20 protein-coding genes are annotated in these 24,119 nt (G+C 66.5%); 8 read left to right on the top strand and 12 right to left on the bottom strand.

Annotated elements, in window-relative coordinates; genetic code table 11:
- The first annotated feature begins 125 nt into the window (after positions 1 to 125).
- Positions 126 to 488 (top strand): DUF6152 family protein, encoded by a 363-nt coding sequence (locus C8D95_RS07600; protein WP_109758586.1) that lies wholly within the window; start codon positions 126 to 128, stop codon positions 486 to 488.
- The gene (locus C8D95_RS07595) at positions 485 to 910 is read left to right on the top strand and encodes a hypothetical protein (protein WP_109758585.1); all 426 of its coding nucleotides are present in this window, start codon (positions 485 to 487) and stop codon (positions 908 to 910) included. Before C8D95_RS07600 ends, C8D95_RS07595 begins: the two co-directional genes overlap by 4 nt.
- Here C8D95_RS07595 and lpdA read toward each other — a convergent pair.
- The 5 genes from lpdA to C8D95_RS07570 all read right to left on the bottom strand — a co-directional run bounded on the left by lpdA (position 907) and on the right by C8D95_RS07570 (position 8,793).
- Positions 907 to 2,304 (bottom strand): dihydrolipoyl dehydrogenase, encoded by a 1,398-nt coding sequence (gene lpdA, locus C8D95_RS07590; RefSeq protein WP_109758584.1) that lies wholly within the window; start codon positions 2,302 to 2,304, stop codon positions 907 to 909. The genes C8D95_RS07595 and lpdA overlap by 4 nt on opposite strands.
- A 112-nt stretch (positions 2,305 to 2,416) precedes the next feature.
- Positions 2,417 to 2,998 carry a DUF924 family protein gene (locus C8D95_RS07585; RefSeq protein ID WP_109758583.1) on the bottom strand — a complete coding sequence of 194 codons (582 nt, stop codon included), beginning with the start codon at positions 2,996 to 2,998 and terminating at the stop codon, positions 2,417 to 2,419.
- Between the two features lie 54 nt (positions 2,999 to 3,052).
- Positions 3,053 to 4,351 carry an MFS transporter gene (locus C8D95_RS07580; protein ID WP_109758582.1) on the bottom strand — a complete coding sequence of 433 codons (1,299 nt, stop codon included), beginning with the start codon at positions 4,349 to 4,351 and terminating at the stop codon, positions 3,053 to 3,055.
- An 83-nt stretch (positions 4,352 to 4,434) separates the two neighbouring features.
- Positions 4,435 to 5,490, bottom strand: a complete 1,056-nt coding sequence (gene queA, locus C8D95_RS07575) for a tRNA preQ1(34) S-adenosylmethionine ribosyltransferase-isomerase QueA (RefSeq protein WP_109758581.1) — start codon at positions 5,488 to 5,490, stop codon at positions 4,435 to 4,437.
- A 3-nt stretch (positions 5,491 to 5,493) separates the two neighbouring features.
- A complete protein-coding gene (locus C8D95_RS07570; protein ID WP_164721621.1) occupies positions 5,494 to 8,793 on the bottom strand; it encodes a YhdP family protein in 3,300 nt (1,099 codons plus the stop codon).
- A gap of 82 nt (positions 8,794 to 8,875) precedes the next feature.
- Between C8D95_RS07570 and C8D95_RS07565 the strand changes: the two genes are divergently transcribed.
- From C8D95_RS07565 to C8D95_RS07550, 4 genes are all read left to right on the top strand, one after another.
- Entirely contained in the window at positions 8,876 to 9,337 is a 462-nt protein-coding gene (locus tag C8D95_RS07565; RefSeq protein ID WP_109758579.1) for a peroxiredoxin, read from the top strand.
- A 25-nt stretch (positions 9,338 to 9,362) separates the two neighbouring features.
- Positions 9,363 to 10,175 carry a ferritin-like domain-containing protein gene (locus C8D95_RS07560; protein WP_109758578.1) on the top strand — a complete coding sequence of 271 codons (813 nt, stop codon included), beginning with the start codon at positions 9,363 to 9,365 and terminating at the stop codon, positions 10,173 to 10,175.
- Between the two features lie 161 nt (positions 10,176 to 10,336).
- On the top strand, positions 10,337 to 11,647 hold the full coding sequence (locus tag C8D95_RS07555) for a M23 family metallopeptidase (protein WP_109758577.1): 1,311 nt from the start codon (positions 10,337 to 10,339) through the stop codon (positions 11,645 to 11,647).
- Positions 11,637 to 12,170 (top strand): bactofilin family protein, encoded by a 534-nt coding sequence (locus C8D95_RS07550; protein WP_109758576.1) that lies wholly within the window; start codon positions 11,637 to 11,639, stop codon positions 12,168 to 12,170. The genes C8D95_RS07555 and C8D95_RS07550 overlap by 11 nt, the downstream gene beginning before the upstream one ends.
- Before the next feature lie 57 nt (positions 12,171 to 12,227).
- Here C8D95_RS07550 and C8D95_RS07545 read toward each other — a convergent pair whose 3' ends face one another.
- Positions 12,228 to 13,019 (bottom strand): DUF2189 domain-containing protein, encoded by a 792-nt coding sequence (locus C8D95_RS07545; RefSeq protein ID WP_109758575.1) that lies wholly within the window; start codon positions 13,017 to 13,019, stop codon positions 12,228 to 12,230.
- Between the two features lie 128 nt (positions 13,020 to 13,147).
- Here C8D95_RS07545 and prfB point away from each other — a divergent pair, with 128 nt between their 5' ends.
- On the top strand, positions 13,148 to 14,272 hold the full coding sequence (gene prfB, locus C8D95_RS07540; RefSeq protein WP_109758574.1) for a peptide chain release factor 2: 1,125 nt from the start codon (positions 13,148 to 13,150) through the stop codon (positions 14,270 to 14,272).
- A 37-nt stretch (positions 14,273 to 14,309) separates the two neighbouring features.
- On the opposite strand, the gene C8D95_RS07535 is transcribed toward prfB, so the two are convergent.
- The 3 genes from C8D95_RS07535 to C8D95_RS07525 form a co-directional block, all read right to left on the bottom strand.
- Positions 14,310 to 16,826, bottom strand: a complete 2,517-nt coding sequence (locus C8D95_RS07535; protein WP_109758573.1) for a penicillin-binding protein 1A — start codon at positions 16,824 to 16,826, stop codon at positions 14,310 to 14,312.
- Positions 16,827 to 16,919: 93 nt separating this feature from the next.
- The gene (locus tag C8D95_RS07530) at positions 16,920 to 18,113 is read right to left on the bottom strand and encodes an N-acetylmuramoyl-L-alanine amidase family protein (protein ID WP_109758572.1); all 1,194 of its coding nucleotides are present in this window, start codon (positions 18,111 to 18,113) and stop codon (positions 16,920 to 16,922) included.
- A 58-nt stretch (positions 18,114 to 18,171) separates the two neighbouring features.
- The gene (locus tag C8D95_RS07525) at positions 18,172 to 19,323 is read right to left on the bottom strand and encodes a pyridoxal phosphate-dependent aminotransferase (protein ID WP_109758571.1); all 1,152 of its coding nucleotides are present in this window, start codon (positions 19,321 to 19,323) and stop codon (positions 18,172 to 18,174) included.
- Between the two features lie 142 nt (positions 19,324 to 19,465).
- On the opposite strand from C8D95_RS07525, the gene C8D95_RS07520 reads away from it, so the two are divergent.
- Entirely contained in the window at positions 19,466 to 20,230 is a 765-nt protein-coding gene (locus C8D95_RS07520) for a DsbA family protein (protein WP_109758570.1), read from the top strand.
- Between the two features lie 4 nt (positions 20,231 to 20,234).
- On the opposite strand, the gene ispG is transcribed toward C8D95_RS07520, so the two are convergent.
- The 3 genes from ispG to hemA all read right to left on the bottom strand — a co-directional run bounded on the left by ispG (position 20,235) and on the right by hemA (position 24,051).
- The gene (ispG, locus tag C8D95_RS07515; RefSeq protein WP_109758569.1) at positions 20,235 to 21,362 is read right to left on the bottom strand and encodes a flavodoxin-dependent (E)-4-hydroxy-3-methylbut-2-enyl-diphosphate synthase; all 1,128 of its coding nucleotides are present in this window, start codon (positions 21,360 to 21,362) and stop codon (positions 20,235 to 20,237) included.
- A 62-nt stretch (positions 21,363 to 21,424) separates the two neighbouring features.
- Positions 21,425 to 22,711, bottom strand: a complete 1,287-nt coding sequence (locus C8D95_RS07510) for a helix-turn-helix domain-containing protein (RefSeq protein ID WP_241239851.1) — start codon at positions 22,709 to 22,711, stop codon at positions 21,425 to 21,427.
- Between the two features lie 116 nt (positions 22,712 to 22,827).
- On the bottom strand, positions 22,828 to 24,051 hold the full coding sequence (gene hemA / locus C8D95_RS07505; protein WP_109758568.1) for a 5-aminolevulinate synthase: 1,224 nt from the start codon (positions 24,049 to 24,051) through the stop codon (positions 22,828 to 22,830).
- Positions 24,052 to 24,119: the final 68 nt, after the last annotated feature.

Here is a 24,119-nt window from a genome sequence, read left to right as displayed (position 1 = left end):
ACTTCCTGTGAATAACGGCAGAGGCCCGCGCAGTAGCGAGCGGGCACACGGGATTGTCAGGCGACGGACGCCTCTGAGGCTCTAGGATTTTCCGACAAGCCCCCACGCCACCAAGGAGCCCTGCCATGCTGACCCGCCGCCTCATTATCACCGCTCTAGCCGCTGCCCTCGCCCTGCCTGCCGCCGCGCACCACGGATGGCGCTGGACCGACGGCGGGCAGTTCGAGTTGACCGGCATCGTCACCGAGGCGAACCTCGGCAACCCTCACGGCGTCCTGACCGTCGACGCCGACGGCGAGTCATGGACCGCCGAAGTCGGCCAGCCCTGGCGCAACCAGAACGCCGGTCTCACTGACGAGATGCTGGCGCCTGGGGCCGAAGTCACACTTCTCGGCGAACGCCACGCCGATCCCGAGCAACTTCTGATGAAGGCCGAGGTCGTGGTCATCGGCGGCACCGAGTACGTCCTCTACCCGGACCGCGTTTGACCGAGCTTGCAGCCCTTCTGGAAGCGACATCGCTGGCGCAGGCGCTCAAGGCGTCTCGGTGGCTCTATCCGCTCATCAACGCGGGCCACATCCTGGGCATAGCGCTCCTCGTCGGAGCGGTCATCCCGATGGACGTCGCCGCCCTTCGCGGCCGCGACATGACCGCCGGCCTGCATCCCTGGGCCATAGCCGGACTTCTTCTGGCGGCGGCCTGCGGCCTGCTGCTGTTCATCACGCAGGCGGGCGACTACGTCGTGAACGGCTGGTTCCGGGCGAAAATGGCTCTTCTTGCGCTCGCCGTCGCCAACGCGCTCTGGCACCTCAACGCGACAGGCTCGGCGCTGCAGCGCGCCGCCCTGCCCTCGCTGATCCTCTGGCCCGCGATCCTCGTCCTGGGACGGATGATCGGCTACAGCGGCTAGAAGTGGACCGCGCGCCCATAGGCGTCGAGAACGCTTTCATGCATCATCTCGGACAGCGTCGGGTGCGGGAAGACCGTCTCGATCAGGTCCTCCTCGGTCGTCTCGAGTTTGCGGGCGACGATATAGCCCTGGATCAGTTCGGTCACTTCCGCGCCGACCATGTGTGCGCCCAGAAGCTCGCCGGTCTTCTCGTCGAAGACGGTCTTGATGAAACCTTCGGCTTCCCCAAGTGCGATGGCCTTGCCGTTGCCGATGAAGGGGAATTTTCCGACCTTCACCTGGAAGCCCAGTTCCTTGGCCTTGGCCTCGGTGTAGCCGACGCTCGCCACCTGCGGCTGGCAGTAGGTGCAGCCGGCGATTTCCTGCGGCTTGACCGGGTGGACCTTGTTCTTGCCCGCGATCAGTTCCACGACCATGACGCCCTCGTGCGACGCCTTGTGCGCAAGCCAGGGCGCGCCTGCGATGTCGCCGATGGCGTAGAGACCGTCGACCCCGGTGCGGCAGTAGGCGTCCGTCACGACGTGGGTTCTCTCGACCTTCACGCCTAACTCCTCAAGTCCCAGGCCCTCGACGTTGCCGACGATGCCTACGGCGGAAATCACCGTGTCGACCTCGATCGTCTCGGTCTTGCCGTCCATCTCGATATGCGCCGTCACCTTGTCGTCGGAGCGGTCGAGCTTCTTGACCGTCGCCTTCTGGAGGATCTTCATGCCCTGCTTCTCGAAGGCCTTCTTCGCGAAGGCAGAAACCTCGGCGTCCTCGATCGGAAGGATTCGGTCCATCACCTCGACCACCGTCGTCTCGGCGCCGAGCGTGTTGTAGAAGCTTGCGAATTCGATGCCGATGGCGCCCGAGCCGATGACCAGGAGCTTCTTCGGCATATGCGGCGGCTGAAGCGCGTGCTTGTAGGTCCAGACCCGCTTGCCGTCAGCCTCGAGCCCCGGCAATTCGCGCGCCCGGGCGCCGGTGGCGACGATGATGTTCTTCGCCTGAAGCTCCTCGGTGCCCTTGTCGGTCTTGACGCTGACCTTGCCCTTCGCGGTCAGGGTCGCCTCGCCCATGACGACCTCGACCTTGTTCTTCTTCATCAGGTGCCCCACGCCCGAGGCAAGCTGCTTGGCCACCCCGCGCGACCGCTTCACCACCGCGTCGAGGTCATAGCCGACGCCCTCGGCCTTCAGCCCGAATTCCTTGGCGCGGTGCATCAGGTGGAAGACCTCGGAGGACCGCAGCATCGCCTTCGTCGGGATGCAGCCCCAGTTGAGGCAGATGCCGCCCATGTGCTCGCGCTCGACGATGCAGGCCTTCAGGCCAAGCTGCGCGGCGCGAATGGCGGCGACATACCCGCCCGGTCCCGCTCCGATCACGACGACGTCGAAGGTCCTGGCTGCCATTGGTTTTCCTCCCGAGGCGAGATCAACAGTCTGTCCTCCATGTGCCACGGACGAAAGGCGAAGTCACCCGGTCCGACATTGCCATGTCGGAATACCCGCCATACCGAAGACGTCAGGCGGCGCTCTTCGCCCGCAGCTTCTCGACCATGCGCCCGTAGCCCCCGCTTTCGAGGAACTCGCGCTCGGCCTCGGTCGACTCGCGGCCCAGCGCCTCGTTGCGGAACGGGAAGCGGCCGAACTGGCGGATGATCTCGCGGTGCGCCTTGGCGTGAAGCAGGCTTTCGGCGGATTCGGGCATCCGCGTCGAGAACAGACGGACGGCGCGGTCCTGGTCTTCCTGGTTCTCGGAGTGTTCGAGCGGCAGGTAGAAAAACTGACGCGCGGGTTCGTCGATCTTGAGATCCCAGCCCTTCGAGATCGCCACCTTGCTGGCGGACTTCGCCAGCCGGTCGGACGAGAAGGCCTTGACCGTGCCCCGGTACATGTTGCGCGAGAACTGGTCGGTCAGGATGATGTAGGCCAGCGTTCCCGAAGCATAGGTCAGCCACAGCGACAGTGCGCCCTGCATTGCTTGGTTCCAGTCGGCCTCGAACCTCTCGCGGATCGTCTCGTCGAGCTTCTCGCCGCCCTTGTACCAGCCTTCCGGGCCTGTCTCGTCCAGCCAGAAGGCCAGAATGTCTTCAGGACTCGCCATGCGTGTCACCTACCCTTGCCTCTTCCCCAGGCGCCTTCGAGCGTTACCACGTCCTCACTGGCGATCAACCCTTTCCTCCTGCGAGGCAGCAATGTCCTGCTCGGGGGGGGCGTTGTCGGCATAGAATTCCTGTGCGGCCTCGACCGCGATCGGAGTCGCCGAGGGGGTCAGCGGCGCATAAGTCACAGCGTCATAGTCGCCCTCGCCCTCGTAGAGCGAGACGCGCTGCGTCATCCGGTAGGCGACGTATGCCACGAAAAGCGTGAAGTTGGCGGCGAGGAAGACCCAGAACCCCGGGGGTCCGAGGTTGCCCATCAGCCATCCGGTCAGGATGGGGCCTGCGATGGCGCCGAGACCGTTGACGAAGATCAGCGCACCCGAAGCCGCCGCCATGTCGTCTCTCGGAAGATAGTCGTTGGTGTAGGCGATAATGAGCGCATAGAGCGGGTTCGACACGCCGCCGAGGATGAAACCCGCGACGAGGATCATTTCGAAGCTCCCTCCGAACGCCAGGCCCAGAAGCGAGCCGAGCGCGCCGCCCACCCCCGCGAAGAGGATCAGCTTGCGGCGGTCCATCCGGTCCGACATCCAGCCGATGGGAAACTGCAGCACGAGGCCGCCGAAGAAGATCGCGGTGACGAAGATCGAGATCTCGGCCACGGACATGCCCGCCGCCGTGCCATAGACCGAGGCCATCCCGAAGAGCGCCGAGAAGGCGAAGCCCATCAGGAACATCCCCACGATGCCCGTGGGCGACGTGTTGTAGAGCGCGCGAAGGTTCATCGCCTTCGTCGTGTCGAACTCTGGCGTCGGCGTGACCGACAAGAGGATCGGCGCGAAGGAGAGCGACACGAGTACGGACGGGATGACGAAAAGAACATAGCCCGCCGGATCGGCGACGTTCAGAAGCGCCTGAGACACCATGATCCCGACCATCTGCACGATCATGTAGAGCGAAAGCGCCTTGCCGCGGTTTTCGTTCGTCGAGGAGTTGTTCAGCCAGCTTTCGGCCGTGACGTAGACGCCCGAGAAGGAGAAGCCGAAAAGGACGCGCAACAGGACCCAGGCCCAGGGCTCGGTGATCGTCGGATAGAGGATCAGCACCGCCGAGATGAAAGACCCGAGCGCGGCGAAGACGCGGACATGGCCGACGCGCCGGATCAGGCCCGGCGCCGTGCGCGAGCCGAACAGGAAGCCCACGAAATAAGCCGAGGTGATGACCGACAGCTCGATGGTCGAGAACTGCTCGATCCCGCCGCGAATGCCCATGAGCGAGCCCTGAAGGCCGTTGCCGACCATCAGCAGGATAATGCCGAGGAGCAGCGGCCATGCGCTGCGGATCACTTGCAGCATCGTGCTGCCTCCCTCTGTCTTGCCTGCCCTAACGCGCGCTGACTGGGCGCGACTTGCCCGAATGCGACGACCTCTGTCGGTTTTCAGCCCGCCGGCAGGAGCAGCGAGGCATCTCCGTAGGAGAAGAAGCGGTAGTCGTTCCGCATGGCGTGATCGTAGATTTCGCGCACGCGGTCCACCCCCATGAAGGCAGAAACCAGCATCATCAGCGTCGACTTCGGCAGGTGGAAGTTCGTCATAAGCGCGTCGGCGGCCTTGAAGCGGTAGCCGGGCGTGATGAAGATGTCGGTCGCACCTCGCCACGCCGCGAGCGTGCCGTCGTCCTCCGCCGCCGTCTCGATCAGACGTAGCGCCGTGGTCCCGACGGGAACGATCCGTCCTCCTGCGCTGCGCGTAGCGTTGATCTCTCGGGCGGCCTCCAGGGTGATCTCTCCCCGCTCGGCATGCATCTTGTGGTCGCGCACGTCATCCACCTTGACCGGCAGGAAGGTGCCCGCGCCGACGTGAAGCGTCACGAAGCTGCGGTCGATCCCCCGCGCAGCGAGCGCGGCCAGTAAAGCGTCGTCGAAGTGAAGCGACGCGGTCGGCGCGGCGACGGCTCCCGTTTCTCGCGCCCAGACCGTCTGGTAGTCTTCGCGGTCCTGAGCGTCGGACGGCCTGCGCCCTTCGATGTAGGGCGGCAGGGGCATCGCGCCGGCCTCGGCCAGCGCCGCGTCGAAGTCGTCGCCCGACAGGTTGAAGCGCAGGCGCGCGGTGCCCTCGTCGCGGCCCTCGACCGTGGCCGACAGATCGGGCGAGAACGCCAGCGCCTCGCCGTCGCGGACTTTCTTCAGGGGCTTCAGAAGCGCCGACCACGTCCCGTCCGCGCGCGGCTCGAGAAGCGTCGCCTCGATGCGGGCGGAGGTGTCCCCACCCTCGCCCGACCGGCGCCGCACTCCCGACAGGCGGGCGGGGATCACGCGCGTGTCGTTCAGGACCAGCCGGTCGCCCGGTCGCAGGAACGCGGGAAGGTCGATGGAGTGCGCGTCGGTCATCGTCGACGGCGTCGCCACGAGCAGGCGCGACGACGACCGGGGCCGCGCGGGACGGGTCGCGATCAGACGCTCGGGAAGGTCGAAATCGAAGTCGGACAGCCGCACCCTTCAGCCCCCCGGCGGCGCGCGGCGGAAGATCTGGCGGAAGGCGCCTGGCGTCAGGATCGACAGCGGGTTGACGCTGACCGACGGGTCCGACGTCGGGCCTGCCATGCGGTAGTTGAAGCCGAACAACCCCTCGCCCCGCCGCGTGAAAAGCGAGCCGATCCCGTTCAGGAAATAGACCGGCGAGATCACCCCGCGCATGTCGAGCTGCTTCGACGCCATGTCATAGATCCCGTCGGCCGAAATTCCGATGGACCCCCCGACCGCCGCCGCCTGCTGGAGCGTCAGGCGGTCGCGTGTGAGGCGGAAGCTGCCGTCGATGCTCTCGAACCGGATGCCGGGCCCGTCGAGCTGGTCGATGAGGCCCACGATCGAGATCGCGTCAAGGAGATCGGCCATCACCGGCGCCTTGCGGATGCGGATGCGCTCGATCAGGAACTGGCCTGAGTAGGTGCCCGACGGCGCCCCCACAACCGGCGTCAGGACGATGTCGAGCGTCCCCTCGCGCGCGTTTGGCGTCAGTCCGATGCTGGCCAGCACGCCCGCCGCGTCCTCGCTCTGAATGCGGATGGCGGTCCCTGCGTTGGCGGGGGCCAGCGTACCTCTCACCTGTGCCCCGCCGTTGATCTGCCCGCGAAATTCGCCCGAAAGTCCGATGGCGGTCTGGTCGATCCGGCCTCGCACGCCCGTCAGGGAAATACTGTCGGACACCACCAGCCGGTCGAGCGCCAGGTCGATGGGGCCGCCGCCGCGCCCGCCCCCCGTGCCGCCGAGATCAAGGCGGCGCAGGTCCAGCGTCCCGCCCTGAAGCGCCACCGCGGGCGATTGCCCTGCGCCTCGGGGCGTCAGGCTCACCGTCGCGTCCAGCCAGTCGCCCACCCGAAGCGGCGTGAAGGTCGCGCCCGTGAACCCCTCGGTCCCAAAGTCCAGACCGCCCCGCAGCGACAGCCCGGCGGTGTCCAGTTCCAGCCGGTCGACCCGGGGCACGTCACCGAGCGTGGCGGCGACGGTCAGCGTGCCCGTTTCGCCCGCGGGCTTGGTCCAGCCGACAGCGGGCAAGGACAGCGTCAGACCCGACATCTGCGAGGTCAAAAGCAAGTCGGGCGGCGCGCCCGGCGCCAGCGTCAGGCGATAGTCGCCCTCGCTTTCGCCGCGCAGGAACCCGTCGGGCAGCGGCAGGCCGAAGGTCTCCACGGTGTCGGGCGAGAGCGCGAGCCGGCCCGCGATGGTCCCTCCCTCGTCCGCCGCCTCGCCGAGCGGCTGAAGCCAGCGCGCGGTCAGCGCCACGCCGTCGAGCGTTGCCGCGCCTTCCAGACCGAGACGCCTGGGGTCGGCGAAGAACTCCAGCGTCTCGGCCTCGAGCACGCGGCCCGGCACGAGGCTGTCGGACCGCACGTCGCTCAATGTCGCCGCGACCTCGTAGGACACGTCCTCGGCCTTGATGCCGTCGACGAGCGGCAGCGTGATCCGGGCCAGCACATCGGCCTCGGCCTCGGCGATATCGACCGGGCGCTTGGCGCGTTCCATGATCCGAAGCGGCGGGTTGTCGAGAATGGACAGCATGCCCTGCATCGGCCCCTTCGCCACCACCGTGATCTCGCCCTGCACCGGCTTCGGCCGAACGTCGGGGACGAGGAAGACCGAGCCGCCGAGATCGATCCGATCGCCCGTCTCGGCCTCCATGCCGCCCGCGTCCACCGCCAGCGTGAAGCGGCGGTCGTGCAGGGTGGCTCGCCCCGTCGCTTCGGTCAGGTGCGGCATCGCGGGCAGGAAGCGGGCATTGCCATCTTCGAACAGGAAACTGAGTTCGATCTCGGGTTTCCGTGCCGTATGGGCGCGCAGCGCCACCGAAGGCTCGACCATCGTTCCGTGTTCGAGGTTCCGCGACAGCCACTTCCGGGTGATGGGCGAGACCTCGACGGGCCAGAACGCCAGAACGCGGTCGGACCCGATGCGCTCGGTCGTCGCGTCGACCGACGCGTGCCAGCCGTCCTCGCGGGCCTCGACGCGACCCGTCGCACGGATCGGTGTGCCCTCGTTGTCGATGACAACCTGCGCGAGGTCGGCGGTGAACGGATCGAGCCGCAGGCGCAGGTCGGCGCGGACGTCCGTCAATGTCACCGGCGCTTCGAAGATGCCGCCGCCCTCGTAGTCCAGCGCCTCGACGCGGAACTGGCCGAGAAACGCACGCGGCCAAGGCCCGTCAAGCTCGTCGAGATAGGTGTGACCCGAGGCGAGGAGACGGCCCTCGGGTCCCACGATGCTGATCTCCGAGAAGTCGATCCTCTGCCGCGAGGGGTTGAAGGTGAAATAGGCCCTCGCCGCTTCGAAGGCGACGGGCGTCACCTCCTCGGTCGGCTGAAGCGCACCCGAGGCAATGTCGAGCGTTCCGGCGAAGGACAGAAGTTGCCCGGTTTCGTCGATCTCGGTCCGAACCGAGCCCGAGATGGGCGCATCGAGAACCGAGAGCCACGACAGCACGGGCGACTGAAGCGCGATGTCGCCTGCGGGCATGCCCGTCACGGTGAAGCCGAGCGACACCCGGCCCGTGCCCCGGTTGCGCGAGACCGAGAACTGTATTCCGGCGAGGTCGTCGGTGCCGTTGAAGACGTCCGAAGCCACCGAGAGGTTCAGCCCCTCACCGCCTTTCCGCACGATGGCCGTGGCGTTCGTGGCCTGCCAGATGCGCCCCGATCGCGCATCCTCGAGCGTCAGCACGATACCGCCCGCCTGCACCTCCTGAAGCGAGGCCAGCGCGCCGGAGGCCATGATGCGGTCGATGCGTTCGAGAAGTTCGGGAAGCGTCTCGGCCTCGTCCGCCGCCACCTGGTCGGACCGAAAGGCGAAGCTGCCGTCGGCGGTCCGGCGGATGGTGATCTGCGCGCCCGAAAGAAACAGGCTCGATGCCGCGACTTCTCCGCGCAGAAGACGGCCGGGCGACAGTTCCGCTCCGATGCGGTTCAACTGCGCCACGGCCCCGCCCTGAAGGTCGACGAAACGGATGTCGTTCATCAAGAGGTGCGGGATACCGTCCCGGCCCACCCCCACCTCGATCCCGCCCAGCGAAATCGGCGTGCCCTCGAGCCGGGCGTTGATCCGGCGCTCGACGCCCGCACGGATCGTGTCGGGAACGGCGATCGTCCGGCCTGACAGGGACAGGACGAGGATGGTGAAGATGACCCCGGCCAGAGACAGGGTCAGGACCATGCCAAGGCCAACGCGCCCGTGACGCGGGCGGCGCGGCCGGCGGACCGGCGGCGGGACGTCTTGCGTCCCTTCTGTCTGCTCGTCGTTCTCTGCCATCGGCATTTGCGTCCGGGGTGTATTCTGGGCCGAAGCGGACTAAAACACCAAACTGTAATCGCAGAAGACACAGGGACATCCCATGAGCCTCGACGGACAGACCGCGCCCGACTTCACGCTCCCCCGCGACGGAGGCGGCGAGATCACCCTTTCCGACCTGCGCCCGAAGGCGGTCGTGCTGTATTTCTACCCCAAGGACGACACGCGCGGCTGCACCTTGGAAGCGCAGGCCTTCACCGCCCGCGCGGCGGATTTCGAGGCCGCCGGCGCCGTTGTCGTCGGCATTTCCAAGGACACGGTGCAGAAGCACGACAAGTTCCGCGACAAGTACGATCTGGGCGTGATCCTGGCGTCGGATGCCGAGAGCGACGTCTGCGAGCGGTACGGCGTCTGGGGCGAGAAGCAGATGTACGGCAAGAGCTACATGGGTATCGAGCGCGCCACGTTTCTCGTCACGGGCGACGGAACGGTCGCGCGCGAATGGCGCAAGGTGAAAGTGGACGGCCACGCGGACGAGGTTCTGAACGCCGTGAAGGCGCTGTGAGCCGCTCGGTCCGGACAGGACGGCCATGACACAGACGCTGACGGAGATGGCGGTCGAGGTCCTGACGACGGCGGACGCGCGCGAGAAGTGCCGCCTGTCGCGGGCGCAGGCCGCCCGCTGGTTCGCGGCGCGTGAGGCAGGCGAGACCCTCCCCGTCGGCACCGCCTCGCCGCCCGACCGCCCCGCGAGACCTGACAGGCCCGAGCTTCTCGACCCGCGCGACGTGCCGAAGCGCAAGCCGGGCAGCCCCGAGGGCCGCGCGGCGCTCTTGCACGCGGTCGCCCACATCGAGTTGAACGCTGTCGATCTGCACTGGGACCTCGTCGCGCGGTTCGGGCATGTTCCCATGCCGGCCGGCTTTCACGACGACTGGGTCCGAGCGGCCGACGAGGAATCAAAGCACTTCGGACTCGTCGCCGATTGCCTCGAAGCGCAGGGCAGCCACTACGGCGCCCTGCCCGCCCACGCCGGCATGTGGCGGGCGGCCGAGGATACGGCGGACGATCTGATCGGACGCCTCGCTGTCGTCCCGATGGTGCTGGAGGCGCGCGGTCTGGACGTGACGCCCCAGATGATCGGCATCTTCCGCAAGTCCGGCGATGCCGGTGCAGTGGCCGCGCTCGAGACGATCTATGCCGAAGAGGTCGGCCACGTCGCCTACGGCTCGAAGTGGTTCAACTTTCTCTGCGGGCGCGGCGACCTCGATCCGAAGCCCGTGTTCCACGATCTTGTCCGCCGTTATTTCCACGGAGCGCTGAAGCCGCCCTTCAACGAGGAAAAGCGCGCCGAGGCCGGAATACCGCCTGACTTCTACTGGCCACTTGCCGGAAATAACTGATCTTTCGGCGGCTTTCCGCTTGAATCGCGGCATTTCCGCGGCGGGAGCAAGGCACGGTTGCCTGACTCCCCCCCAGCCTTTAAGACTTTCGCGGGGTGAAGGGCCGGACAGGGCCCGGCTCCTCATTCGAGGTTACGGGACAGGACCTTGTGACGCTGCCAATGATATCCAGACTGAGCGGTGCGCTGGAGCGCACATTTCCTGAGCAGAGGCTTTTCCTGAGGTCGGACACCGAAACCCGGTTCGTCCGCCTCTCGCCCGCGACGCAGTTCGTCGGCATCGCCGGAAGCGCCCTGCTCCTTGGCTGGACGATCGTCTCGTCCGCCATCCTCATCATGCACAGCCTCGGCGCGGGCGACCTGCGCGAACAGGCGCTGCGGGACCAGGCCGTGTACGAGGCGCGCCTGAACGAGCTTTCCCACGAACGCGACGCGAGAGCGCGCGAGGCTTCCGACGCGCAGGGGCGCTTCGCGGTGGCGCTGGCCGAGGTCTCGGCGATGCAGTCCCGTCTCCTCGCCTCCGAAGACCGCCGGCGTGAACTGGAAACCGGCGTCGACGTCATCGCCGGCACGCTGCGCGAGACGATGAAGGAACGCGACGAGGCCCGCAAACAGTCCGAACTTCTTCTGGCCGAGATCGCCGAGAGCGCGGCCGAGAGACCCGACATCACCCGGATGAGCGATCTCGAGACGACGCTGGACGTGATGACGGCGGCCCTGGGCGATCTGGCGGGAGAGCGCGACCAGATGAACGACAAGGTCGTCGAGGCCGAGACGATGCTCCAGGAAGTCGCCTTCGACCAGAAACTCGAGGCCGAGCGCAACGAGCGCATCTTCAGCCAGATCGAGGAGGCGGTGACGACGTCGCTGTCGCCGATCGAGGAGATGTTCTCGGCCGTGGGACTTCCGACCGATTCGATCCTAGAGCAGGTCCGCCGCAGCTATTCGGGCCAGGGCGGCCCTCTGACCCCGATCGTCTTCTCGACCAGCGGCGACGCCGAGCCCGACCCCCTGACCGACCGCGCCAACGAGGTGCTGGGACGTCTCGACGAGGCGAACCTCTATCGCATCGCCGCCGAGAAGCTGCCGTTCTCGTTCCCGATCAAGGGCAGCTACCGCTCGACATCCGGCTTCGGCAAGCGATGGGGCCGGATGCACGAGGGGCATGATTTCGCCGGCGGCACCGGGACGCCGATCCTTGCCACCGCCGATGGGGTGGTGACGCACGCCGGAACGGCGTCAGGATATGGCCACCTCATCAAGATACGGCATGATTTCGGATACGAGACACGATATGGACACCTCTCCAAAATCCGGGTCGAGGTTGGGCAAAGAGTCTCGCGCGGGGACCTGATCGGTGATATGGGGAACACCGGACGGTCGACCGGAACCCATCTCCACTACGAGATCCGGATCGGCGGTGACGCCCTCAACCCGATGAAATTCATCAAGGCAGCTAGAGATGTTTTCTAAGAGCAAAATCAACGAACCCGGCCCCAAGCAGGGAACTGAGGCAGCAAAGGAAGAAAAGGCGCCCGTCATGAACCAGTCGAACAGCAGCTCGGACTTCAGCCCCTCCTCGTCCTCTTCCGCGCCGAAGGCCAAGCCGCCGGCATCGGTCCTCTCGGCCGACCTTCAGATCACCGGCAACATCAAGACGACCGGCGACATCCAGATCGAGGGCAACGTCGAGGGTGACATCCGCGCGCATCTTCTGACCGTCGGCGAAGGCGCCACGGTGAAGGGCGAGTGCATCGCCGACGACGTCGTCGTGAACGGCCGCGTGGTCGGCAAGGTGCGCGGCCTCAAGGTTCGCCTCACCTCGACCGCCCGCGTCGAGGGTGACATCATCCACAAGACCATCGCCATCGAATCCGGCGCCCATTTCGAGGGTTCGGTCCAGCGACAGGAAGACCCGCTGAACTCGAAGGGCGGCATCGCGCCGAAGCCCGGCATGGGCGTGGGCACGAGCGCCCCGGCAGGCGGCGTGAAGTAAGCTTCGTCCCCTGGGGATGTTCGAAGGCGCCGCCACCCGCGGCGCCTTTTTCGTGTCTCAGGGCGCGGGCGTGTAAAGCGCGCGACGATAGAGATGCCACGTCGCATGACCGAAGACGGGTAGCGCCACGAAGAGCCCGAGGAACGCCGGCAGCATCGCCACGAGCAGCCCTGCCGCGATCGTCAGCGCCCAAAGCCCCATGACAACGCGGTTGTGCCGAACGGTGTTCAGGCTGACGATCATGGCCGTCACGAAGTCGATCTCGCGGTCGACCAGAAGCGGCAGCGACACCGCGGTCATGCCGAAGGTCAGGAAGGCCACGCCTGCGCCCACGAGGCCCTGCACCGCCAGCATGGTCAGGCCCTCGGGCGTCATGAACGCCTCCAACGTCAGGGGGCCGTGATGCATGGCGCCGAGGCCCATGAAGAGCGCGAAGGTCATGTGGGCGAAGAAGCTCCAGAACAGGAAGGTGAAGGCGAGGATCGCACCGACCCATGGAAGCTGCCGCGTCCTTTCGTGCCAGACGACCGACAGCACGGGGCCCCAGACGAGCGGCTCTCCGGCCTCGATCCGGCGGCTGACCTCGTAGAGCCCGACCGCGGCGAAGGGCGCGACCAGCGGGAAACCGAGTGCGAAGGCGAGCGTCCAGAGAAAGGTCCCCGCCCCGAGCCACCAGAGCGCCAGTCCCGCGGCCACATAGAAGGTGCTGAAAGCAATCCCGAAAAGGGGTGCGGTGCGAAAGTCCCAGATCCCGGCCTTCAGTGCCGAAACCAGTTCCGGCACGGTCACCCGCGCGATCTGGGGGATCGGCGAAGCCGGAAGCGCCAACGGATGCGATGTATCCTCCATGCGCTCAGTCCTGTCCGGCGCGGAGCGACCGCGCCTTGATCCAGATCACCCGCCCGTCCCCTCGTGCTTGAAGCCACACCCGCGCGTTGGTATCACCCGCCGACAGGCATTCACCCCCCGGAGGTCCCATGCGCGCCGAGGCCGAGAACACGGTCGCCGCCATCCAGAAGTCGCTTCATCTGCTGGCGCAGCGGATGGACTGGGACACGGCAGAGCATCGTCTGGAAGAATTCAACGCGATGACCGAGGATCCCAAGCTATGGGACGACCCGGCGCGCGCGCAGACCCTGATGCGGGACCGGCAGATGCTGGTCGACGCCGTGACGCGCTACAAGGCCATGTCGCAAGAGCTGTCCGACAACGTCGAGCTGATCGAACTGGGCGAGATGGAAGACGACGCCGAGGTGGTGAGCGAGGCCGAGGCAGCGCTGAAGGCGCTTCGCGACCGCGCGGCCCAAGCCGAACTCGAGGCGCTGCTTGACGGCGAGGCGGACGGAAACGACACCTTCCTCGAGATCAACGCGGGCGCAGGTGGCACCGAGGCCTGCGACTGGGCGCAGATGCTTCAGCGGATGTACATCAGGTGGGCCGAGAAGCGCGGCTTCAAGGTCGAGCTTCAGGACGAGATCGGCGGATCGGAGGCGGGCATCAAGTCCTGCGCCTACCAGATCAAGGGCCCGAACGCCTATGGCTGGCTGAAGACCGAGGCGGGCGTGCATCGACTCGTCCGCATCTCGCCCTTCGGCAAGGGCACGCGCGAAACCTCCTTCGCCAGTGTCTGGGTCTATCCCGTCGTCGACGACAACATCGAGATCGACATCGCCGCCAACGACATCCGCATCGACACCTACCGCTCGTCTGGCGCCGGTGGACAGCACGTCAACACGACCGACTCGGCGGTGCGGATCACGCACCTGCCGACGGGGATCGTGGTGACCTCGTCCGAGAAGTCGCAGCACCAGAACCGCGACATCGCGATGAAGGCGCTGAAGTCGAGGCTCTACCAGATGGAACTGGACCGCCGGAACGCGGCCATCACCGAGGCGCACGAGAACAAGGGCGACGCGGGCTGGGGCAACCAGATCCGGTCCTATGTCCTCCAGCCCTACCAGATGGTGAAGGACCTGCGGACCGGGCACGAGACCTCGGACACGCAAGGGGTGCTGGACGGCGATCTGGACGGCTTCATGGCTGCCACACTCGCGCTCGGTGTTTCGGGGATGAAACGAGGCGAGGCCCAGTCGGACGACTGAGACCTCCTGACCGTTTCATCGGCGTGGCGGCGCTGTCCTAGTACAGCCCGCCCGACGAAATCTCGCCGGCAGTCGCTTGGCTGGGGATGTTGACCACGTCGCCGTCCGAGGTCTCGACCTGGCGCGTCGCGCGCGAGACTTCCTCGGTGTAGAGCGGCAGGTTTGCCCCCATGGCGAAACCGCCGTCGAAGGCGATGCCGAAGACCGGCTCCTCGCCCTCGCGGAAGTACTCCGCCACCACGTTCTCGCCGCTCGCATTGTCGGGAAGCCGCGCACCGTTGTAGCGGTCGATGTTGATGAAGTGCCCGCCGGGCGGAATCTCGAAGCGGCCGCCGCCGTACTTCTCGACGGCCTTCTTCATGAAGTTCTGGAAGACCGGCGCACAGAACTCGCCTCCCGACGCGCCGCGTCCAAGAGCCCGGGGCTGGTCGTAACCGATATAGCACCCCGCCGCGATGGTCGAGGTGAAGCCGACGAACCAGACGTCGCGGGCGTCGTTGGTGGTGCCGGTCTTGCCGGCCGTGGGAACACCCAGGTTGACCTGCCCCGCCGCCGTTCCACGCTCGACGACGCCCCGCATCATCGAGGTGAGCTGGTAGGCCGTGATCGGGTTCATCACGCGCTTGCCGTTGGTGATGATGCGCGGGGTTTTTCCGGCCGCCAGATCCTCGACTCCGCATTCCTCGCAGGTACGCTGATCGTGGCGATAGATCGTGGTGCCCCACCTGTCCTGCACCCGGTCGACGAGCGTGGGCTCGACCCGCTCGCCGCCGTTGGCGAACATGGCGTAGGCCGAGACCATGCGGAACAGCGTCGTCTCCTGGCTTCCCAGAGAGTTGGCGAGGAACGGGTCCATCCGGTCGTACACGCCGAAGCGTTCGGCATAGCCCGCGACGGTCGGCATTCCCACCTCTTCGGCCAGACGGACCGTCATCAGGTTCCGCGACCGCTCGATCCCGGTGCGCAGGGGCGTCGGCCCGTAGAAGCGGTTCGAGGCGTTCCTCGGACGCCACACCCGCCCGCCGCCCACGTCGACCTCGATCGGCGCGTCGACGATGATCGTCGCGGGCGTGAAGCCCGAATCCAGGGCCGCCGCATAGACGAAGGGCTTGAACGACGAGCCCGGTTGGCGCAGCGCCTGCGTCGCACGGTTGAAGTTCGACACCTGGTAGGAAAAGCCGCCCTGCATCGCGATGACGCGGCCGGTGTTGACGTCCATCGCCATGAAGCCGCCCTGCACGCCCGGCACCTGCCGCAGCGAGAAGACCGGGTCGTCGGGGCTGCCGCCATCGTGGCGGACGTGGATCACGTCGCCGACGTTCAGAACATCGCCTGCCACGCGGGCCTTGCGGATCCACTTCACGTCGTCCGGCGTGATCCAGTGGCCGTCGGCGCCGTCGGCCCAAGCCTCGACCCCGATCCGGGCCGCGCTTTCGCCGACCTCAAGCACCACGGCGGGAAACCAGCTTTCGACGTCGCGGGCGAGCTTCGGGATCTCTTCCAGCGCCGCACGCCAGGTCTTGGCGTCGGTCAGCTGCTCGGGCTCCAGCGTCGCCACGGTGCCGTGCCATTCGCCCTGCGCGCGGTCGTATTCCTCGAGCGCCTCCTGCAGCGCTGCGGCAGCGATCTTCTGCATCTCGGGGTCGATCGTCGCCCGGATCGTCAGGCCGGCGGCCTTGAAGCCTTCCTGTCCGAAATCGCGCGTGAGCTGGCGGCTGATCTCCTCGGTGAAATAGTCCCGCGCCGGCAGCTTCGCCGCGAAAGCCTCGCGGTCTCCGGCCTGCACGGTCAGAAGCGGCGCCACGCGGGCTTCCTCGTAGGTCGGCTCGTCGATGTAGCCGTTCTCGTACATCTCGGTCAGCACGAAATTCCGGCGCGCGACGGCGCGCTCTTCGGCGGTGACCGGGTGATAGGTCGAGGGCGCCTTCGGCAACGCCGCGAGGTATGCCGCCTCTTGCGCGTTGAGCTGGGTCAGGGACTTGTTGAAGTAGGTTTGAGCGGCGGCCGCGACACCGTAGGCGTTCTGGCCGAGGAAGATTTCGTTGAGATAGATCTCGAGGATCTTCTCGCGCCCGATCTCCTTGACCATGCGCGACGCCTGGATCGCCTCCTTGATCTTGCGCTCGATGGCCCGCTCGCTGCCGAAGTAGATGATCTTCGCCACCTGCTGCGGGATGGTCGAGGCGCCGCGGACGGACTCGCCGCGGGTCTGCGCGGCCTCGTAGAGGGCCGCCGCAATCCCCTGGATATCGAAACCGCCGTGGGTCCAGAACCGCTTGTCCTCGGCCGAGATGAAGGCGTTCTTCACCGTGTCCGGGATCTCGTCGTAGGGAATGTAGATCCGGCGCTGCGCTGCGTATTCGTCGATGATCCGCCCCTCGGGCGAATAGATGCGTGTCAGCGTAGGCGGCTGGTAGTTCGCCAGGGGCGCCACGTCCGGCAGATCGCGGCCGTAGACATAGAACACGGCCCCGCCGACCAGCGCGACCATCAGAAGGCCGAGCGTCACGAGCGAGAATATCGCGCCTAGAAAAGAGAAGAAGAACCGGGTCACCGTCGCCGCACCTTTGCCTGTCGATCCTGTATATGGCGCGGAGTGGTCCGGGTCAAAAGGGCTCCGCGCGGGTTTCGGCCCACAAGAAGGCTTCTAACGGCGCAGGGCGTCGCGGCGCAGGCGGTCTTCATCCTCCCACAGGAGAAGGGCGTTCCTGACCGCCACCGCCGCCTCGTGCTGCCATTTCTCGGAGGCAAGCCGCGCCCGGTCGGCCTTCGAGGACAGAAAACCCAATTCGATCAGGATCGACGGAATCTCTGATGCCTTCAGGACGGCCAGGTCGCCGGTTCGCTCGGGGTGCGAATTGACCGCCAGTTCCGCCGACCGGAACGCCGACACAAGGGCTGCCGACAGGGCGTCGGTCCTGGGCGTCGTGTCCTGCCGCGCGAGTTCCAGAAGCGCCACGGACACGTCGTCGCCCGCGCCGTTCAGATCGACGCCGCCCAGCATGTTCGCGGCGCCGTGCCGCTCGGCCTGTTCCTCGTCCGCGTTGCCGGCGGCTTCGGGCGAAAGCCGGTAAACCGTGACGCCCGACGCCTCGCCCGAGGCGTCATCGAGCGCGTCGGCGTGAAACGACAGGAACACGTCGGCCCCCGCCTCGCGCGCGATATCCAGACGGTCGTCGAGCGAGACGAAGACATCGTCCTCCCGCGTCAGGACCACGTCGAAGCGGTCGGTGGACATGAGTTGCTCGCGCAGCTTCCGCGCGAACTGAAGCGTCAGGTCGGCCTCGCGAAAGACCTCGATCTCGGCACCGGGATCGAAGCCGCCGTGACCCGGGTCGATGGCGATCATCGGACGGGCCTCGGGGTTGGTGACGAGGGGACCGGGGACGTTGGCGGGGTCGGCCTGGGTACGGAAGGTCTCGGCCGTCGCCGGGATCAGCATGACGGAGAGGATAGCCGATCCGTCGTCCGCGGTCGTCATCTCGGCCGTGTCGACGTCCAGGGGTTCGCGGAGGACAGCCACCATCCGGGACCATCCCGGCGCGTGATGTTCCGTCGTAATTTCGCCGATGGCGACAGAGGCTGCTGCGGGCACTTCGGTCAAATCCACGTCGCCGAACTCGACGATCACGCGCGGCGGTCCATCCGCCAACGTCACCCTCCAGGGCACTGATATCGAAAGGGGAATGGTGATCGCGACCTTGCCCGCCTCGTCCGCGATGGTGACGCCGGGGGCCAAGACCTCAGCCACGACGCCATCGGCCACAGCAGCAGAGCCTGAACTCAGGCACGCGCCAAAAATGGCCGCCATGGCGACGATAATTCTTACAAAGCTACCCATGGCCCCGGTCTTGTCGTTTCGGCTCTGGATAGCGCAAAAGCGCCTCCGGCGAAAGCGGCTAACCGCCGACCCGACGTCTTGTCATGAAGTCGTGAAGGCGGCGGAGACCCTCCTCGATGTCTTCGGTCGAGCGTGCGTAGGAGAATCGAAGGGTCGCGTGACCCCTGCCCTTGTCGAAATCGAGGCCCGGCGTCACGGCGACTCCGGCGCTGTCGAGGATCTCGGCGGCCAAGGCTCTGCTGTCCTGCGTCAGGCCGGAGACGTCGGCGTAGATGTAGAAAGCTCCGTCAGGCGGCGCGAGATCGGTAAAGCCCGCCTCGGACAGACCTTCGAGCATCAGCGCGCGGTTGCGACGGTAAACGGCCACGTTGGCCTCGAGTTCGTCCTCGCAATCCATCGCCGCCAGCGCCGCCACCTGGCTTGCATGGGGCGGGCAGATGAACATGTTCTGAGCCAGGCGTTCGACGGTGCGGACATGCGCCTCGGGCACCACCATCCAACCGACCCGCCAGCCGGTCATCGAGAAGTACTTCGAGAACGAGTTGATGACATAGGCGTCATCGGTGATCTGAAGCGCCGAAACCGCCGGACGGTCGTATTCGAGGCCGTGATAGATCTCGTCCGACACGAAGGCGGCCCCTCGCGCGGCGGCCGCGTCGATCAGGGCGGCAAGCGCGGGACGGTCGAGCATGGTTCCCGAGGGGTTCGCCGGTGAGGCGACGATGAGACCCTGAACGTCATCCGGCAAAAGGTCGGGCGTCGGCTGGAAGCGATCCTCGGCCCGCGTCCGGATATCGACCGGCGTGAGACTCAGGGCCGACAGGATCTGGCGATAGGACGGATATCCCGGCGCACCCAGAGCGACGCGGTCGCCCGCGTCGAAGAGCGCGGTGAAGGCGAGAAGGAAGGCGCCCGAGGACCCAGCCGTGACGATGACGCGGGCGGGGTCGAGATCGACGCCGTAACGCGTGCCGTAGAGAGCCGCGATGCGCGTCCGCAACTCGGGCAGGCCTAGAGCCACGGTGTAGCCGAGCGACCCCGCCTCCATCGCCTGCGCCAGCGCACGGCGCGCACCTTTAGGTGCGGGCGTGCCGGGCTGACCTACCTCCATGTGGATGATGTGTCGCCCTTCCGCCTCGGCGCGTGTGGCGGCTTCCATCACGTCCATGACGATGAAGGGATCGACCTCGGACCGGCGGGACAGGCGCATGACGTTCCTCCTGGGGTTGGGGCGTTCCTGCCAATCGCAGGCCCCGCCGTCAATCGCACGCCCTCCGGTCAAAATTTGGTGAAGCCGTTGCGTTTGCCGTGCAACCTGCCATCCTCCGGCGACTTTGAAACGGAGACGACCCATGCTTCGCCTGACTGCAGCCCTGACGACCGGCATGCTGGCCCTCGGCGCTCTCGCCGCCCCGCTGCAGGCGTTCGAGATCGAGGCGATGACGCCCGACGAACGCACCATCTTCCGCTCCGAGATCCGCGACTACCTGCTTGAGAACCCCGACGTCCTGATGGAGGCCATCGCGGTGCTCGAGCAGCAGCGCGTAGCGCAGGGTGCCGTGGCCGAGAAGGCCATGCTCGAGCAGAACCGGCAGGCGATCTTCGAGGACGGCTTCAGCTTCGTCGGCGGCAATCCCGACGGCGACGTGACGGTGGTCGAGTTCCTCGACTACAAGTGCGGCTACTGCAAGCGCGCATTTCCTGCCGTCGAGGACCTTGTGAACACAGACGGCAACATCCGCTTCGTGGTGAAGGAGTTCCCGATCCTGGGCGACCAGTCGACGCTGGCGGCGCGCTATGCCATCGCAACCAAGATCACCCAGGGCGACGACGCCTACAAGAAGGCGCACGACAGCCTGATGACCCATTCGGGCAACGTCAGTGAACCCTTCCTCGCGCGGCTTTCGAAGACGCTGGAGTTGGACCACGACGCCATCGTCGCCGAGATGGACAGCGACGAGGTCACGCGCGTCATCGACACCAACCGCGCTCTCGGCCAGGCGCTCCAGATCCAGGGGACGCCCACCTTCATCATGGGCGAGACCTTCGTGCGGGGATACGTCGAGCTGGACCAGATGATGGCCATCATCGACAGCATCCGGGCCGAAAAGGGCTGACGCCCTATTCCGCCGCCTGCTGCGCCGAGGCCGCCTCGATCTGGGCGGCCTTTTTCTCGACCTCCTCGACGATGTGGTCGATCATACGGTCGTTCGACATCTTGTGGCTCTGGCTACCCGCCAGATAGACCATCCCGGACCCCGCCCCACCGCCGGTGAAGCCCACATCGGTCATCAGCGCCTCGCCGGGACCGTTCACCACGCAGCCGATGATCGAGAGGCTCATCGGCGTCTTGATGTGCTCGAGGCGCTTCTCCAGCGCCTCGACCGTGCGGATCACGTCGAACCCCTGGCGCGCGCAGGAAGGGCAACTGATGATGTTGACGCCCCGGTGGCGCAGGCCTAGCGACTTGAGGATTTCGAAGCCCACCTTCACCTCTTCCACCGGATCGGCCGAAAGCGAGACACGGATCGTGTCGCCGATGCCCATCCACAGAAGGGTGCCGAGGCCGACCGCGCTTTTGATCGTGCCGGTCATCAGGCCGCCCGCCTCGGTGATGCCGAGGTGGATCGGCGCGTCCGTCGCCTCGGCCAGCCCCTGGTAGGCGGCGGCGGCGAGGAAGACGTCCGAGGCCTTCACGCTGATCTTGAACTCGTGGAAGTCGTTGTCCTGAAGGATGCGGATGTGATCGAGCCCGCTTTCGATCATCGCATCGGGACAAGGCTCGCCGTACTTCTCGAGAAGGTGCCTCTCGAGGCTCCCCGCGTTCACGCCGATGCGAATGGAACAGCCGTGGTCGCGGGCCGCGCGGATCACTTCGCGCACGCGGTCGGGCGAACCGATGTTGCCGGGGTTGATCCGCAAGCAGGCGGCACCGGCCTCGGCCGCCTCGATGGCGCGCTTGTAGTGGAAGTGGATGTCGGCGACGATCGGGACCGGGCTTTCGGCGACGATCTCCTTCAAGGCCCGCGTCGACGCCTCGTCGGGGGCCGAGACGCGCACGATGTCGGCGCCGGCGTCCGCGGCCGCCTGCACCTGCGCCACCGTCCCCGCCACGTCGGTCGTCAGCGTGTTCGTCATGGTCTGCACGCTGACCGGCGCGTCGCCGCCCACGGGCACGGAGCCCACGTGGATCATGCGCGATTTCCGGCGCTCTATGTTGCGCCAGGGACGGATCGGATTGTGCGACATTCGGCGTGTCCTTCGCGGATACGGGTCGCGGCCTATGTAAGGCCCGCGCGTCCGGATCGCAATTACTGGCTCTGGGCGTCGGTCTGCGCTTCCGCGACGGCGATGAAGCGCGCGAGGTCGGTGTCGCGGGCGGCGTCGGCGACCTTGTACTTCTGCATCAGCGCGTCGACGCCCAGCTTGACGTCCTTCACCACAATGGGTCCGTCGCCCGCCGGACCATAGGTCTGGCCATTGACGGCGAAGTAGAGCGATCCTGCGTTTCCGGCCCGCAGTGTCGCCGGTTCCTCGGTCAGGGGGACGTTGAATTCCTCACCCGCGTCGAGGATCTTCTCGAAGATCACGGTGCCGTCCGAGGCGCGCACGCGCACCCAGGACGGGCGCACCGCGAGAAGCGAGACGGATGGCGCCGTCGCTTCGACCACCTGGACGGGCGGCAGGAGTTCGGATCCGTCGAGGTCGGCCATCGCCACCGCTTCGGTCGGCGTGCGCGGGCCGCCGGGGATCGCGAAGGGAGCATTGTCGGGCGTGGGCTGGCGATTGGCGAGGAAGCGTTCGTCCCGGCTTGGCGCGAGCGCCCCGACCGTGTCGGGGTCGATGGAGGCGATCGGTCCGTCGCGGGCGGTCAGGACGGGAACGTCCAGCGCTTCGGGCCTGTAGAGACGGTCGGTGCCATCCGGGTTGGCCGCGGCGATCTGAGGCCCTTCGCTTTCGTCGGGCGCAAGCGTTGCAGACGACAGGGGATCGAGTTCGGCCAGCACTTCGGGCGTCTGGTCCACGGGCGTCAGACGTACCTTCTGCACTTCCTGAAGGACGGCCCACCCGCCGTAGCCTATCCCGCCTAGCAGCACGAGGAGGACGGCGATGGACCCCACTGCCCGCGGCTGGATGCCCGCGAACACCGCCTCCCCCTTGGGGAGATAGCTGACGGAGGGCTCGGTAAAGGGGTCGCGAAGATGCGCGGGCTTGCCCATGGCCTTGGGCTTCTTGACGCCGGGAGTCTTGTCGACCTTGACGCTGGCTTCGGGTGACATGCCGTGCGCCACCGTGAAGCCGCCCTCTTCGCAGAAGGTCTTGAACGCCCATTCCGGGTCGAGACCGAGGTAGCGCGCGTAGGAGCGGACGTAACCCGCGACGAAGCCCGGCGTGTCGAAGGCCGAGGGATCGGTATTCTCGATGGCCGAGATGTAGGTCGCCTTGATCTTCAGCTCGCGCTGCACGTCCAGAAGCGACTTGCCCAGGGTGGCGCGCTCCCCGCGCATGATGTCACCAAGGCGCAGTTCGAAGTCGTCGAACCCCTTCTGGCGCGACGGCTTTTTCGTCTGATCAGTCGTCCCGCGACGACCGGTCACGAGTCCTGCCCCATTTCAGTCATCTCTGTCCCAGGTTCAGGGCCGTCAGAATCGGCTCCGAGCGTAGTAGGCCATTGTTAACACGGACCTACCAAAGGGTCACGGCAGAGTTCTGTTCAGGCGGAGAGTTCGGCCCGATTCAGGGCGCAGTGCGACCAGAGTGCATCCATCGCGCGCACGAGTGCGTCGATTTCCTTCGGACCATGCACCGGAGAGGGCGTGAAACGCAGCCTTTCGGTGCCGCGAGGCACGGTCGGGAAGTTGATCGGCTGGACGTAAATGCCGTGCTGTTCCAGCAGCATGTCCGAAATGACCTTGGTATGGACCGGATCGCCCACGATCACCGGAACGATGTGGCTGCCGTGGTCGATCAGCGGCAGGCCCAGCGCCTTGAACCGCGTCTTAAGGATCGAGGCCTGCGTCTGGTGCAGCTCGCGCCGCGCGCGGTCGGTCTTGAGGATGCGGACCGATGTCGCAGCGCCCGCCGCGACAGCGGGCGGAAGCGAGGTCGTGAAGATGAAGCCCGGCGCGTAAGACCTTATGGCATCGCACATTTTCGCGCTGGAAGCGATGTAGCCGCCCATCACGCCATAGGCCTTGGCCAGCGTTCCGTTGATGATGTCGATGCGGTGCATCAGCCGGTCGCGCTCGGCCACGCCGCCGCCGCGAGGGCCGTACATACCGACCGCGTGGACCTCGTCGATGTAGGTCAGCGCGTCGAATTCGTCGGCCAGATCGCAGATCGCTTCGATCGGGCTGAAGTCGCCGTCCATCGAATAGACCGATTCGAAGGCGATCAGCTTCGGCGCGGCCGGATCGTCGGCCGCCAGAAGCTCACGCAGGTGGTCGAGGTCGTTGTGACGGAAGACGCGCTTCGCCCCGCCGTTGCGGCGAATGCCTTCGATCATCGAGGCGTGGTTCAGCTCGTCGGAATAGACGATGAGGCCGGGAAACAGCTTCGGCAGCGTCGACAGCGTGGCGTCGTTCGCGATGTAGGCCGAGGTGAAGAGAAGGGCCGCTTCCTTGCCGTGAAGGTCGGCAAGCTCGGCCTCAAGCGCCTTGTGATACAGCGTCGTGCCCGAGATGTTGCGGGTCCCGCCCGATCCCGCGCCCGTCGTCTCGAGCGCTTCGTGCATGGCGGCAAGCACCTCGGGGTGCTGGCCCATGCCGAGGTAGTCGTTGCCGCACCAGACCGTCACCGGACGCTCGCTGCCGTCCTTCCGACGCCAGGTGGCGTGGGGAAACTGGCCTTTCGCGCGCACGATGTCGATGAAGGTCCGATAGCGGCCTTCGTCGTGGAGCCGTTGCAGCGCGGCGTCGAGCTTGGCGGTGTAGTCCACTGTGTCTTCCCCTCCGAGTCGTCTCTCGTTCATAAAACGGAATATGTTACCCTAACAACCTCGACGAC

Source organism: Silicimonas algicola, assembly GCF_003148765.1.
GTDB lineage: Bacteria > Pseudomonadota > Alphaproteobacteria > Rhodobacterales > Rhodobacteraceae > Silicimonas > Silicimonas algicola.
Note: the sequence above shows the minus strand (reverse complement) of the source record. Positions and strands in the feature narration are given on the sequence as shown.

Bases quoted from the DNA above. Each gene is read 5' to 3' on its own strand.
- C8D95_RS07585 (WP_109758583.1), bottom strand. From the start codon at position 2,998: ATGGCGAGTCCTGAAGACATTCTGGCCTTCTGGCTGGACGAGACAGGC.
- C8D95_RS07520 (WP_109758570.1), top strand. From the start codon at position 19,466: ATGCTTCGCCTGACTGCAGCCCTGACGACCGGCATGCTGGCCCTCGGC.
- C8D95_RS07550 (WP_109758576.1), top strand. From the start codon at position 11,637: ATGTTTTCTAAGAGCAAAATCAACGAACCCGGCCCCAAGCAGGGAACT.
- prfB (WP_109758574.1), top strand. From the start codon at position 13,148: ATGCGCGCCGAGGCCGAGAACACGGTCGCCGCCATCCAGAAGTCGCTT.
- C8D95_RS07530 (WP_109758572.1), bottom strand. From the start codon at position 18,113: ATGGGTAGCTTTGTAAGAATTATCGTCGCCATGGCGGCCATTTTTGGC.
- ispG (WP_109758569.1), bottom strand. From the start codon at position 21,362: ATGTCGCACAATCCGATCCGTCCCTGGCGCAACATAGAGCGCCGGAAA.
- C8D95_RS07560 (WP_109758578.1), top strand. From the start codon at position 9,363: ATGACACAGACGCTGACGGAGATGGCGGTCGAGGTCCTGACGACGGCG.
- C8D95_RS07545 (WP_109758575.1), bottom strand. From the start codon at position 13,019: ATGGAGGATACATCGCATCCGTTGGCGCTTCCGGCTTCGCCGATCCCC.
- C8D95_RS07525 (WP_109758571.1), bottom strand. From the start codon at position 19,323: ATGCGCCTGTCCCGCCGGTCCGAGGTCGATCCCTTCATCGTCATGGAC.
- C8D95_RS07580 (WP_109758582.1), bottom strand. From the start codon at position 4,351: ATGCTGCAAGTGATCCGCAGCGCATGGCCGCTGCTCCTCGGCATTATC.
- C8D95_RS07555 (WP_109758577.1), top strand. From the start codon at position 10,337: ATGATATCCAGACTGAGCGGTGCGCTGGAGCGCACATTTCCTGAGCAG.
- C8D95_RS07600 (WP_109758586.1), top strand. From the start codon at position 126: ATGCTGACCCGCCGCCTCATTATCACCGCTCTAGCCGCTGCCCTCGCC.
- C8D95_RS07570 (WP_164721621.1), bottom strand. From the start codon at position 8,793: ATGGCAGAGAACGACGAGCAGACAGAAGGGACGCAAGACGTCCCGCCG.
- lpdA (WP_109758584.1), bottom strand. From the start codon at position 2,304: ATGGCAGCCAGGACCTTCGACGTCGTCGTGATCGGAGCGGGACCGGGC.
- C8D95_RS07565 (WP_109758579.1), top strand. From the start codon at position 8,876: ATGAGCCTCGACGGACAGACCGCGCCCGACTTCACGCTCCCCCGCGAC.